The organism is Pseudomonas sp. TNT3 (genome assembly GCF_010095445.2).
Lineage (GTDB): Bacteria > Pseudomonadota > Gammaproteobacteria > Pseudomonadales > Pseudomonadaceae > Aquipseudomonas.
Window position 1 is genome coordinate 15,875 of sequence record NZ_WFGV02000004.1, and the last position, 12,384, is coordinate 28,258.

The window sequence follows — 12,384 nt, forward strand, 5'->3', positions numbered from 1 at the left end:
AGTTTGTAGCTCAAAATTCAGCAAGGATTTGCAATGACTCCCCGTACTGCCCTTGGCGCCCTGCACATCGGCGCATTGATGTTCGGCCTGACCGGTGTGTTCGGCAAACTCGCCGCGGCCTCTCCCGCCGTCATCGTTTTCGGTCGCGCGGCTTTCGCGGTACTGGCACTGGCGGTGTTTGCTCGATTCGCCAGTGATACACCGTGGCGCAAACTCCAAGCGGTGGACTGGCGTCGACTGCTGCTCAGCGGCTTGTTGCTGGCCGGACACTGGGTGAGTTTTTTCATCGCCGTGAAAGTCGCCGGGGTGGCGATTGCCACCTTGGGTTTCGCCAGCTTCCCGGCATTCACGGTGATCCTCGAAGGACTGATTTTCCGCGAACGCATTCGCGCCAACGAAATCCTGCTGGTGGTGCTGGTGAGTGTCGGACTGGTGTTGGTCACGCCTGACTTCGATCTGGCCAGCGGAGCTACCACAGGCCTGTTGTGGGCCATCGCGTCCGGCTTGCTGTTCGCCCTGCTTTCATTGACCAACCGCGCCAGCTCGGGGCGCATCCCGCCGGTCCAGGCCGCCCTGTGTCAGAACGTGGTGGTCGCGCTGTGCCTGCTGCCGGTTGCGGCACCGCAATTGAGCGAAGTCCGCGTCCTGGACTGGCTGTGGATCGGGCTGCTCGGGGTGTTCTGCACAGGCGTCGCTCACAGCCTGTTCGTTGCCAGCCTCGCGGTGATCAAGGCACGCACCGCTGCGGTGGTGTTTGCCCTGGAGCCGGTCTATGGCATTACCGTGGCATGGCTGCTGTTCGATGAAAATCCGACGCTGCGCATGCTGTTCGGCGGTGCGCTGATCATTTTGGCGATCGTGGTATCGAGCCGGCTTTCAGGCGGATCAAACAAGAAGGTCGTCGCAGCAGAGGCCGCGTCTCACTGAGTCCGATCGTTGTGGCCCAGATCGCGGTCCGGATCAATCCGGTCACGGACGCGCTGCTTCAATACTTTGGCCTCGGGAAAACCGCCGTCGGCCTTGCGCTCCCAGAGCTGTACATCGTCACAGAAGATGTGAAAGACCCCACCGGTACCGGGCACCAGCGACACTTTTCCCAGGTCATCGCCAAAGGTACTGAGCAGTTCCTGCGCCAGCCAGGCGGCGCGCAGGAGCCACTGACACTGCGTGCAATAAGTGATGATGATTTCCGGTTTACTTGCGGTCATGATCGAGAAAACTCCTGAGTCAGAGGGCGCCGCTATAATAGCGGCCTTTTTTCGCTCGTCCCGAGATTCATGATGCGCCATCTGTTGTCCTGCCTGCTGCTCTGCCTCCTGCCCTTGATCGTTCAGTCCGCTGAAACGCCTCGACCGAAAGTCGGGCTGGTGTTGTCCGGCGGTGCCGCCCGTGGCCTGGCGCATATCGGCGTGCTCAAGGCGCTTGAGGAGCAAGGGATCCAGATCGATGCAATCGCCGGGACCAGCATGGGGGCGGTGGTCGGCGGGCTTTATGCGTCGGGATACAAGATCGATGAGCTGGAGAAGCTCGCCCTGAACATCGATTGGCAGCAAGCCCTGTCCGATGCACCACCTCGGGAAGATGTGCCGTTCCGGCGCAAACAGGATGATCGCGACTTCCTCGTCAAACAGAAACTGAGCTTTCGCGACGACGGCAGTCTGGGTCTGCCCCTGGGCGTCATTCAGGGTCAGAACCTCGCCCTGCTCCTGGAAAGTCTGCTGGCCCACACCAGTGATACCCGGGATTTCGACAAGCTGCCGATTCCGTTCCGGGCGGTCGCGACCGACATCGCCAGCGGTGAAAAAGTGGTATTCCGCAAGGGTCACCTGCCCCAGGTAATTCGCGCCAGCATGTCGATTCCGGCCGTGTTTGCACCGGTCGAAATGGACGGCCGCTTGTTGGTGGATGGCGGGATGACCGACAACATCCCCTTGGATGTCGCCCGGGAAATGGGCGTGGACATTGCCATCGTGGTCGACATCGGCACGCCCCTGCGTAATCGCAAACAACTGGTCACGGTGGTCGATGTCTTGAACCAGTCCATCACCCTGATGACCCGCCGCAACTCCGAAGAACAACTCGCCGCCCTGCATCAAGACGACATATTGATCCAGCCGTCACTGGCAAGCTTCGGCGTCACCGACTTTGGCCGGGCTCAGGAAATGATCGACGCCGGCTATCGCGCCACGCGGATCCTCGATGCCCGCCTGACAAAACTCAAACCGGCGCAGCCACTGGATGAAGAACTGAACGCTGCGCGCGCGCCAAGTCAGCGCACACCGATCATCACCGCGATCAAGGTCGAAAACGATTCGAAAGTCGGCGACGACGTCATTCGTTACTACATCCGCCAGCACATCGGGGAACCCTTGGACTTGGGCCGCCTGCAAACCGACATGGGCACGCTGTACGGGCTGGATTACTTCGAGCAGGTACAGTATCGCGTCGCTCACAAGGGCAAGGACCATACGCTGATCATCAGCGCCCGGGGCAAGCGCAGTGGTACGGATTATTTACGCGTCGGCCTGAATCTTTCGGACGACATGCGGGGCGACAGTGCGTTTAACCTGGGTGCCAGCTATCGGGTCAACGGTATCAACCGCCTGGGTGCCGAATGGCTGACCCGCGTGCAGATCGGTGACCGGCAGGAACTCTACAGCGAGTTCTATCAGCCGCTGGATGTCGGTTCGCGGTACTTCATCGCGCCCTATGCCGCCTTCGATGCGCAGAACGTCGAGGCTATCCTCGAAAACGACCCTATCGCGCAATATCGCGTTGAGCGCTACGGCTTCGGCCTGAACGTCGGTCGCCAAATCGGCAACAGCGGCGAGGTGCGTTTCGGTGTCGGCGAAGCCTGGGGCGAGGCGGACGTGCGCATTGGCGATCAGAACTTGCCGAGCGAAAGTTTCAATGAGGGGTTCTATGAGCTCAAGTACTCGTTCGATTCACTGGACAACGTCTACTTCCCTCACGAAGGCGAAGACATCGGCCTGGCGTTCCGTCAATACGAGCCTGGGCTGGGCTCGGACAAGCGATATCGGCAATGGGAATTCAAACTGGACAAAGCCCTGAGCAGCGGCCCGGACACCTTCATTGTCGGTGGTCGTTATGGGCGCACGCTGAACGACGCCAACGTGGTTACCTCAAGCTTCCTGCTGGGCGGCGCGCGGCAACTGTCGGGCTTTAGAGAAGACGCCATTTCGGGACAGAACATCAGCCTGATGCGCGGGGTTTATTACCGACGTCTGACCCCACGTTCCTACCTGCCGCTGGACTTCCCGCTGTACGTCGGTGGTTCGCTTGAGCGTGGTCGGGCGTGGAACAATGACAATGAATTCGACAGCGGCTACATCAATGCGGCCAGCGTGTTCATCGGATTCGACACGCCCTTGGGGCCGCTGAATTTCAGTTATGGTTTCAACGATGCGGATGAACAGGCGGTTTATCTGAATCTGGGGCAGACGTTTTAGTCTTTTGAAAACCCCTTAGCGGATACCCGCCAACAAGCTCCGGGCAGTCTGCTTGAGCGGTTCGTCGCCCTCTTTGAGCAGTTCGTTCAACAGCTCGATTGCACTGTCCAGGTCGCCGTCATCGATGCAGGTCTGCGCCTGTTCGAGCTTACCGGCGTTGTCTGGTTGAAGACTAAGCGGCTCCAGCTCCAGGGACTGGTCGGGATCGCTGAACGCGGCAAGAAAGTCGTCATCCAGCGATTGCGCATCCGGTTCGGCGCTCCATTCAAGCTCCGTGTCGTCCAGCGCCGGCTCATCAGGCATTTCGAACACATCGGGCAAGACGTGCAGGTTGGAGGTGAACGCTGGCTCATCCGCAAGCGGCGTTTCAGCGAGCTTCGCCGGGGATGGAGCGTTGTCGAAGGGACTGATCAGATCCCAGTTGGCGTCCATCGACAGATCGTCGAGATTCAACTGGAAGTCATCGTTGGGCGCTACGACCGGCGCCGCGGGTGTGGGTGTAGCAATCGCGATGACCGGTGCAGTCGCCATGGTTACGGCAGCCATCGGCGCCACAGTGTTCAGCTTGGGATGACGACCACGAATTTCCTGAAGGGTTTGTTCGTCGACACCGGTGTCACGCAGGTAGTTTTCTTGAGCTTCATAGGCGGCGACGTCGCCTTGTTTCCCCAGAACCTCCAACAATTGCAAGGCCAGGTCCTTTCGCTGTGGATCCTTGGCCAACGCCTCGCGCAACAAACCCGCGGCCTCGGAAAATCGTCCATAGGCCAGATAGATACCCACACCTTCAAGCACATCGCCCGCCGGGGTTTCATCCTGCTGATCGCTGGCAGGTTTCAGCATGGTAGCCATGACAACTGGTGCCGCAGCCTGATCCAGTACCGGTTCATGTCCAGACGGCGTAACCGGCGAGGCCTCTGAAGAGACCTCGGCCTGCTGACGTTGACGCCGAACAAAGAGCCACAGGACCACCAATCCCGCCAACACCAGCAACCCTAAAACAAGTGGCCAACGACTGGCCTCGGGCTCTTCCACGACGACGGGAGCGGGTGCCACAGCGACTGGCACCACTGGCGGCGCCTGCTTGATTTCTGCCAATCGGGTTTGCAGCTCGGTGACCTGCTTTTTCTGGCCGGCGATCTGCTCCTCCTGGGCCTGAATTTTGGTATTGAGCTCGCTGATGGTCGCCTGGAGTTGCTGATTCTGCAGCACGCTGGCGGCTAACTGCTCGGCGGCGAGATCAATTGCCGGGGTTACCGCAACGGGTTCGACTTTGGGTGCTGGCGCCGTTTTTTTCGCCGCAGCAGGCGCTGCAGTTGCAGGTTTGACACTGGGAAACGGGGAATTTGCCGTGCTGGCCACCGGCTCATCCATGACCGGGACAATTCCCGGAGCGTCCGGCGGATCGATCAACACCGTGTACTCGCGCAGCACGCGTCCGTTGGGTTGGTTGAGCTGCACCAGAAAATTCAGGAAAGGTTCGTTGACTACCTTGTTGGAGCTGACCCGGATCACGCTGCGATTACCACGAAGGATCGGCGTAAATTTCAGGTCATTGAGAAAGAACACGCGCTCGATACCGGCACGACTGAATTCATCCGCGGTCGCCAGGCTGACCGACAAGTCGCCTTCTTCCAGTCCTGCGGCATCCACCAGGGCGATGTCTGCGCGCAACGGCTGATTCAGTGCCGAATGCAGGGTGATGTCACCCAATCCCAGCGCGGGGGCCAATGCCGAGTAACTGACAGCAACACCGACCAAAACCAGTCTGGCGCAATACCGTACTACAACGTGCCAACTCTCGAGCATGAGCATCCCTTAGATAACCAGAACCAACCTGTACGCGTTCGCACATCCGGTACGAACGCGATATTGCCTAGTAGTTCTTTATAGTCTGCCGAACGGGGTATCTCAAAAATCCTGCGGGAGGCAATGCCTCAAGATTTTTCCAGGTTGGCCAGTATGTGTCCGTGAACGCGCATGCAAATCTTCAAATCCGCCTCGTCGACGCCATCGAACAGTTCCTGGCGCAGCTGGTTGGCAATGGTCTCAATTTGTTCAATCAGCGGGCGGGCCGGGGCACAGAGCACGATTTTTTTCGCTCGACGGTCTTCCAGGACCGATTGGCGCTGGACCAGGCCCTGGCCTTCCAGACTGTCGAGGAGCCGAGCGAGGGTTGGCCCTTCGACGCCAACGCTTTGCGCCAATTCACGCTGAGTAGGCGCTTCCTCGAAACGAGCCAGGTGCAATAGCACCAGCCAGCGTGCCTGGGACAACCCCAGGCCGGCAAGGCGACGGTCTAGTTCGGCGCGCCAGCCTCGGGACATTTGGGCTAATTGCATGCCAAAGCGGTGTTGGTCGGTTAACGGCATAAAAAACTCATGGTTAGACTGAAATAGAGAAAACCTAATTATTAGTCAGCTAAGCATGGCCGTTGGCGCTAAGCAAGGGGTGCTATGTACTGAATCGTTACATCAATGTAACGGGTCATTTAAATTTCAAATTCTGACTGAAGTGCCGCCCGAACACAGTACAAAATGCCCTCAGGTACCCGCCCGGTAAACAGCGGGATAATTTCCGCGACGGGCGGCAACTCCCCTTCGCCGTCCAGGAAAGCATCCTGGATTTCGCCCATCAAATCCTCGGGCAAGTCCAGGGCTTGCTCCAGCGACAACTGCTGCTTGCCAATCGCCTCGGCGAGCATGGTGTAGACGTTCTTCTCCGAACATTGCAGCTGGCCCGCGATCTGCATCGGAGTCATGCCGGCACGGGCCAGCGTGATCAGCTCGTGGCGCACGTCGGCCACCACTTTCGGCGCTTCGACCTCGCCGCCGAGCACTTCGAGGAAGGCCTCGCCGTAACGCTCCAGCTTGCGTGCACCCACACCACTGACCCTGGCCATTTCCGCCAGAGAGGTCGGCTGGCTGCGCAGCATTTCGAGCAGGGTCGAATCCGGGAAGATGACGTACGGCGGCACCCCATGTTCTTCGGCGAGCTTGCGACGCAGGGCGCGCAACGCTTCCCACTGCTCGCGCTCTTCGCCCCGAACCAGTTGGCTCGCCGGGCTCTTGCTGCTCTTCGCGGTGGTTTGCGGCTTGAGGTCGCGGCGCAGTTCCAGGGTGACTTCGCCCTTGAGCAACGGCCGGCACGTGTCACTCAAACGCAGGCCACCGTAACCTTCGAGGTCGATGTCAGCCAGACCTCGGGCCACCAACTGACGGAACAGGGAGCGCCATTCGCTCTCCCCCATCGCCTTGCCGACCCCATAGACCGACAGATGCTGATGGCCAAAGCTGCGGACCTTTTCGTTGTCCTTGCCCAGCAATACATCCACCAGATGCCCTACGCCATAGCGTTGGCCGGTGCGGTAGATGGCCGAGAGCGCCTGCCGGGCGGGCTCGGTGGCGTCCCAGGTCTGCACGCCATCGACGCAGTTGTCGCAATGGCCGCAAGGCTCCGGCATGTCTTCGTCGAAGTAGGCCAGCAAGGTTTGACGACGGCAGCGGGTTTCTTCGCAAAGCGAGAGCATGGCGTCGAGCTTGTGATGTTCAAGGCGTTTGTGGCGCTCATCGCCTTCGGAGTTCTGCAGCATCTGCTTGAGCATCACCACATCTTGCAGGCCGTACGCCATCCAGGCGTCCGCCGGCAGGCCATCACGGCCACCCCGCCCGGTTTCCTGATAATAGGCTTCCAGGGATTTCGGCAGGTCCAGGTGAGCGACAAAGCGCACGTTAGGCTTGTCGATGCCCATGCCGAACGCCACGGTGGCCACCATGATCAGCCCTTCTTCATTGAGGAAGCGCTTCTGGTGATGGGACCGGGTTTCGTTGGGTAATCCAGCGTGATACGGCAGTGCCGGGAAGCCCTGTTCACTGAGGAACACCGCGACTTCGTCAACTTTCTTGCGCGACAGGCAATAGACGATTCCGGCATCGCTGCGTCGCTCGGCAAGGAACGCCAGCAACTGCTTGCGCGGCTGCTCCTTGGGAACGATGCGGTAGAAAATATTGGGCCGGTCGAAACTCGACAGGAAACGCTCGGCATCCTGCAGGTGCAGGCGATCGACGATTTCTTCGCGGGTGCGCTTGTCGGCCGTGGCGGTCAGTGCAATGCGCGGGACGTTGGGGAACAGCTCCGCCAACTGGCCCAGTTGCAGGTATTCACGGCGGAAGTCGTGGCCCCACTGGGAGACGCAATGCGCTTCGTCGATAGCGAAGAGGGAGATTTCGAGGCTTTGCAGAAACGCCAGCATGCGCGGCTGAACCAGGCGCTCGGGGGCGAGGTACAGCATCTTCACTTCGCCACGCTTGATACGCGCGGCCAGGTCTCGTTGCTGCTCGGCGCTCAAGGTCGAGTTCAATGCAGCGGCAGCGACGCCCAGCTCTTCGAGGGTGGCCACCTGATCGTCCATCAGCGCGATCAGGGGCGACACCACCACCGCCAGGCCTTCACGCAATAGCGCGGGCACCTGGAAGCACAACGATTTGCCACCACCGGTAGGCATCAGCACCAAGGCGTCACCGCCGTTGGCCACGCGCTCAATGATTGCACCCTGGCGGCCACGGAAACTGTCGTAGCCGAAGATGTCCTTGAGGACGCGTTGAGCCTGTTCGAGCATAAAAACTCCAAAAATCACCGAAACATCCCCGCAAGGCTGGTTCAGAACCACGCAGGCTGCACCAACGAATAGTAAGTGCGCATTGCATGACGCTTCACATCTCAGCCGCAACGCCAGCAGGGCATCACAAAACGCGGGAGTATACCCGACGCCTCCTCTTCAAAGGGTGCCGCTGAGAAGACACATAAGGACAAACACTGATCCCCCGCAGGCTACAAACTTTCGATCTTGTCTCTAAAAAACAAAATCAAAAGATCGCAGCCGGCGGCAGCTCCTGCAGGAATAGGCAGTGCGTATCGGGTTCAAATATGCCGCGCGGCTGGCCTGACTGCTCAAGAAGGCCTAGAATTCCCGCATCTGTTTAATTCCCAAGGTAGCCCTTTAATGTCCTTCGCTGAGCAACTTACCCGCCTGCAAGTCTTCCTCGACGCCGATGAACTGCATGACGAGGCGCTGGACTACGTGGCCGCCCACGGTTATCTCACCGCCCTGTCGATCTGTTCCGAAACCGTGCCGGACCGTGAATGGATCGATGCGCTGTTCGCCGAAGAGCCGCATTACGCCGACGACACCGAGCGTGAAGCCATCGAATCCACCCTGATCGCACTCAAGGCTCACATCGCTCGCCAGTTGGCGTCGGATGAAGAGTTTGAACTGCCTTGCGAGCTCGACCTGGGCGAAGACCCGGATGATTCCGACCTGCGCGGCTGGTGCATCGGTTTCATGGAAGGCGTGTTCCTGCGCGAAGCGGCCTGGTTCGAAACCGCCGAAGACGAAGTCAGCGAGATGCTGCTGCCGATCATGGTGGGTTCGGGCCTGTTCGACGAACAACCCGAGTTCGAAGACATCGCCAAAGACGCCAACCTGATGGACGACATGATCGTGCAGATCCCGGAAGCGCTGACCGCGCTGTACCTGCTGTGCCAGGCGCCAGACGAAAAACCGGCGATCCTCAAGCCACGTCACCACTAAGGTTCTGCCTATGGACAACCCCATAGGCAACCGCTCCCTGATGTTGCGCTACGTGCTGCTGGCCATCGGCTGGCTCAGCGTAGCGTTGGGGGTGATCGGGATTTTCCTGCCGGTGTTGCCCACCACGCCTTTCCTGCTGCTGGCAGCCGCCTGTTTCGCCCGCAGTTCGCCGCGCTTTTACCATTGGCTGGTGGAGCACCCACGGCTTGGGCCATGGATTCGCGACTACCTCGACGGCAACGGCATCCCGCTCAAAGGCAAGGTCTACGCCATCGGGCTGATGTGGGTGAGCATCCTGCTCTCCTGCTATCTGGTGCCCCTGCCCTGGGCCCGCGGCTTCATGCTGACCAGCGCAGTGCTGGTGACGATCTATATTCTTCGGCAGAAAACGCTGCACAAGTCCTGAGATCTTTTGCTTTACAGGCCGACGATCAACCCTCCCCCGCTAAAAACACCGCCTAGACTTCACGCATCTGCACCCGAGCCGCCTAATATGCCTCGTCGCCGGCGTAGTCCAGGATGGTCAACGCTCCGACTTCGGTTCGGCGGATGGCTGCTGCTGACAGGTTTGCTTTTCGCAGGCCTGGGCAATGTCTTTGCCGACTGGAGTTTCACGCGGATTCTGCAAACCGCCGATACACGCTACGGCCCACTCGGTCCGGCGCAGAAACGAATCGAGGCCTGGGGCCTGTTGCTGCAGAGCGAACGCAATCAATCCGAGCGCGAGCAGCTCACCGCGGTCAATCGCTTCTTCAATCAGCAGCTGACCTTTCAGGACGACTCTCGCATCTGGGGTCAGACCGATTACTGGGCCACCCCCGTCGAGTCCCTGGTCAAGGGCAAAGCCGATTGCGAGGACTACGCCCTGGCGAAGTACTTCAGCCTGCGTGAACTCGGCATACCCAGCGAAAAACTGCGCATCACCTACGTCAAGGCCCTGACTCAGAATCAGGCGCACATGGTGCTGACGTACTACAGCACGCCCACAGCCGCCCCGTTGGTGCTGGACAACCTGATCGGCGAAATCCGCCCCGCCTCTCAACGCAAAGATCTGTTGCCGGTGTACGCCTTCAACGCCGAAGGCCTGTACCTGCCCGGAGCAAACGGCGGCAAACGCTCCAGCGACTCAAAGAAGTTGTCGCGTTGGCAGGACGTCTTGAAAAAAATGCAAACCGAAGGGTTCGCCGTGGGCGACGGCTAGTCATCACCGCAAGGAGCGTTTCATGTCACTGCGCAAACAATTGTTTCTCGCCATCTGCCTGTTCCTGCTGGTGGCATTCAGCGGCAGTTTTTTTGTCAGCCTGGAAAGCTCCCGCGACCAGATGCTCGGGCAGTTGCGCTCCCACGCCCAGGACGCGGCCACTGCGTTGGGACTGTCGTTGACAGCGCAAATCGATGACCCGGCCATGGTCGAACTGATGGTCAGCTCGATTTTCGACAGCGGCTACTTCAACAGCATTCGGGTCATCAGCATTGCCGATGAGCAGGTACTGGTGGAACGCAACGTACGTGCCTATGCCGAAGACGTTCCCGGCTGGTTCATCAGCCTGGTCGACTTGCGCCCCCAGGCGGGCGAAGCGCTGATCATGCGCGGCTGGGAACAGGCGGCGCGGGTTGAAGTGTTGAGCAACCCGCAGTTCGCCCTGGCCAAACTCTGGGACAGCACCCTTGGCAGCCTGATCTGGTTATTGATTTGCGGGCTGCTCAGCGCGGTGTTCGGCGGCTGGTTACTGCGTCGACAGCTGCGACCGCTGGACAAGATGGTTAAACAGGCAGAAGCCATCAGCAAACGCGAGTTTCTGAGCTTGCCTAAATTGCCGCGCACGCCAGAGTTGAAGCGCGTGGTACTGGCCATGAACCAAATGGTCGAAAAGCTCAAGGCACTGTTTGCCGAAGAGGCGGCGCGCAGCGAAAAACTGCGGGCCGAGTCCTATCAGGACAGCCTGACGGGCCTCGCCAATCGACGCTTGCTGGATGAACACCTGGCGAACCATCTGCTGATCTCCGAACAAAGCAGCGACGGCCATTTACTGATGCTGCAGATCAACGACCTGGCGGGGCTGAATCAACGCCTGGGCGGTCAGCGCACCGATGAGTTGATCAGCAGTGTGGCCGAACTGCTCAAGCGATTGACGCAACAACCGGAACGCAGCACGTGGCTGGCAGCACGCAATCGCGGGGGGGAGTTCAGCCTGCTGATACCCGGCATGGACAACGCAGACGCTGCACGCGTGGCGAGTGAAATCAGCGCCACCCTCGAAAACCTGCGCCTGACTGGTGCCAGCGACTGCATGCCCGTGGCGCACCTGGGCATCGTCGCCTACCACCCGGGAGAATCGCCCGGCGATGTCTTGCTGCGCCTCGATCAAGCCCTGACCGAGGCCCGGCAGCGCCCCGAGCGGCCGTGGACACACCTGACCAATGACACGACCGCACCCAACCAGTCCCAACACGACTGGCGAACCTGGATCGATGACGCATTGACCCACGGCCACATGCAGCTGTATTTCCAGCCTGTCGTGCAATGCGCCGACACCAGTCAGGTGTTGCACCACAAGGTGCTGGCCCGTCTGCTCGATCCGCAGGGCGTGGCCATCGCCGCGGGGCATTTCCTGCCGTGGATCGAGCGTCTCGGCTGGTCGGCGCGGATGGACCTTGCGATGCTTGAGGCGACCCTCGACTACCTCATAGTCAACCGCTGGCCATTGGCATTGAGCCTGTCCGGCAGCACCCTGCGCGACCCTGTGCAACTGCAAAAAATCCTCGACATGCTCGAATCGCTGCCTGAGCTGGCACCGTTGCTGACCCTGGAAATCGACGAACGCCAACTGCCGCCTCCGCTTGAACTGCAAGGCTTGAGTCACAGCCTGCTGAACACCGGCTATCGAATCGGCCTGCAGCATTTCGGTGGCAGCTTCAGCCAGATCGGCAACCTCACTCAATTGGGCCTGGCGTACCTCAAAATTGATGGAGCCTACATTCGCGGGATCGATGAGCAGAGTGACAAGCGACTGTTCATCGATGCCATTTTTCGCGCGACCAACAGCATCGATCTGCCGTTGATTGCGGAGCGAGTGGAGACGCGCGGCGAGTTTGAAACGATCAAGGAGCTGGGGGTGTTCGGGGTGATGGGGCGGTTGATCGGGCCGCCAGAGCCGATGTGAGTGTTCGTTTGGAAACCGCGTCATCGTTCATCGCGAGCAGGCTCACTCCTACAAGGGTTCGTGAACCAGTACCCTTTGTAGGAGTGAGCCTGCTCGCGATAAAGGCTGAAGCGCAATACTGAAACCCCAGACAAACAAAACCCGCCATTCCCTGTTTACA

10 protein-coding genes are annotated in these 12,384 nt (G+C 59.7%); 6 read left to right on the top strand and 4 right to left on the bottom strand.

All coding sequences use genetic code 11. The features are described 5' to 3' along the window. Window positions 1-33 precede the first annotated feature (33 nt). Window positions 34-927, top strand: coding sequence for a DMT family transporter (locus tag GBC55_RS03900; RefSeq protein ID WP_162436851.1), 894 nt, complete (start codon window positions 34-36; stop codon window positions 925-927). Here GBC55_RS03900 and GBC55_RS03905 read toward each other — a convergent pair. After that, the gene (locus GBC55_RS03905; RefSeq protein WP_162436852.1) at window positions 921-1,208 is read right to left on the bottom strand and encodes a SelT/SelW/SelH family protein; all 288 of its coding nucleotides are present in this window, start codon (window positions 1,206-1,208) and stop codon (window positions 921-923) included. The genes GBC55_RS03900 and GBC55_RS03905 overlap by 7 nt on opposite strands. Window positions 1,209-1,280: 72 nt before the next feature. On the opposite strand from GBC55_RS03905, the gene GBC55_RS03910 reads away from it, so the two are divergent. Continuing rightward, window positions 1,281-3,470: a patatin-like phospholipase family protein gene (locus GBC55_RS03910; protein ID WP_162436853.1), complete on the top strand. Its 2,190-nt coding sequence runs from the start codon at window positions 1,281-1,283 to the stop codon at window positions 3,468-3,470. A gap of 15 nt (window positions 3,471-3,485) precedes the next feature. On the opposite strand, the gene GBC55_RS03915 is transcribed toward GBC55_RS03910, so the two are convergent. The 3 genes from GBC55_RS03915 to recQ form a co-directional block, all read right to left on the bottom strand. Then, window positions 3,486-5,279, bottom strand: coding sequence for a FimV/HubP family polar landmark protein (locus GBC55_RS03915; protein ID WP_162436854.1), 1,794 nt, complete (start codon window positions 5,277-5,279; stop codon window positions 3,486-3,488). A gap of 128 nt (window positions 5,280-5,407) precedes the next feature. Continuing rightward, the gene (locus tag GBC55_RS03920; RefSeq protein WP_162436855.1) at window positions 5,408-5,842 is read right to left on the bottom strand and encodes a MarR family transcriptional regulator; all 435 of its coding nucleotides are present in this window, start codon (window positions 5,840-5,842) and stop codon (window positions 5,408-5,410) included. A gap of 119 nt (window positions 5,843-5,961) precedes the next feature. After that, complete coding sequence (gene recQ, locus GBC55_RS03925) at window positions 5,962-8,088, bottom strand: DNA helicase RecQ (RefSeq protein WP_162436856.1); 2,127 nt, start codon at window positions 8,086-8,088, stop codon at window positions 5,962-5,964. Between the two features lie 384 nt (window positions 8,089-8,472). On the opposite strand from recQ, the gene GBC55_RS03930 reads away from it, so the two are divergent. From GBC55_RS03930 to lapD, 4 genes are all read left to right on the top strand, one after another. Next, entirely contained in the window at window positions 8,473-9,060 is a 588-nt protein-coding gene (locus GBC55_RS03930) for a YecA family protein (RefSeq protein ID WP_162436857.1), read from the top strand. Window positions 9,061-9,070: 10 nt separating this feature from the next. After that, entirely contained in the window at window positions 9,071-9,466 is a 396-nt protein-coding gene (locus tag GBC55_RS03935) for a YbaN family protein (protein ID WP_162436858.1), read from the top strand. 87 nt (window positions 9,467-9,553) lie between these two features. Then, window positions 9,554-10,261: a cysteine protease LapG gene (lapG, locus tag GBC55_RS03940; RefSeq protein WP_162436859.1), complete on the top strand. Its 708-nt coding sequence runs from the start codon at window positions 9,554-9,556 to the stop codon at window positions 10,259-10,261. A 22-nt stretch (window positions 10,262-10,283) separates the two neighbouring features. Beyond that, window positions 10,284-12,224: a cyclic di-GMP receptor LapD gene (lapD, locus tag GBC55_RS03945; RefSeq protein WP_162436860.1), complete on the top strand. Its 1,941-nt coding sequence runs from the start codon at window positions 10,284-10,286 to the stop codon at window positions 12,222-12,224. Window positions 12,225-12,384: the final 160 nt, after the last annotated feature.

What these genes read in the sequence shown, in the direction of transcription:
- GBC55_RS03900 (WP_162436851.1), top strand. Translation starts at nt 34, where the DNA reads ATGACTCCCCGTACTGCCCTTGGCGCCCTGCACATCGGCGCATTGATG.
- lapG (WP_162436859.1), top strand. Translation starts at nt 9,554, where the DNA reads ATGCCTCGTCGCCGGCGTAGTCCAGGATGGTCAACGCTCCGACTTCGG.
- GBC55_RS03920 (WP_162436855.1), bottom strand. Translation starts at nt 5,842, where the DNA reads ATGCCGTTAACCGACCAACACCGCTTTGGCATGCAATTAGCCCAAATG.
- GBC55_RS03930 (WP_162436857.1), top strand. Translation starts at nt 8,473, where the DNA reads ATGTCCTTCGCTGAGCAACTTACCCGCCTGCAAGTCTTCCTCGACGCC.
- GBC55_RS03935 (WP_162436858.1), top strand. Translation starts at nt 9,071, where the DNA reads ATGGACAACCCCATAGGCAACCGCTCCCTGATGTTGCGCTACGTGCTG.
- GBC55_RS03915 (WP_162436854.1), bottom strand. Translation starts at nt 5,279, where the DNA reads ATGCTCGAGAGTTGGCACGTTGTAGTACGGTATTGCGCCAGACTGGTT.
- GBC55_RS03910 (WP_162436853.1), top strand. Translation starts at nt 1,281, where the DNA reads ATGCGCCATCTGTTGTCCTGCCTGCTGCTCTGCCTCCTGCCCTTGATC.
- GBC55_RS03905 (WP_162436852.1), bottom strand. Translation starts at nt 1,208, where the DNA reads ATGACCGCAAGTAAACCGGAAATCATCATCACTTATTGCACGCAGTGT.
- lapD (WP_162436860.1), top strand. Translation starts at nt 10,284, where the DNA reads ATGTCACTGCGCAAACAATTGTTTCTCGCCATCTGCCTGTTCCTGCTG.
- recQ (WP_162436856.1), bottom strand. Translation starts at nt 8,088, where the DNA reads ATGCTCGAACAGGCTCAACGCGTCCTCAAGGACATCTTCGGCTACGAC.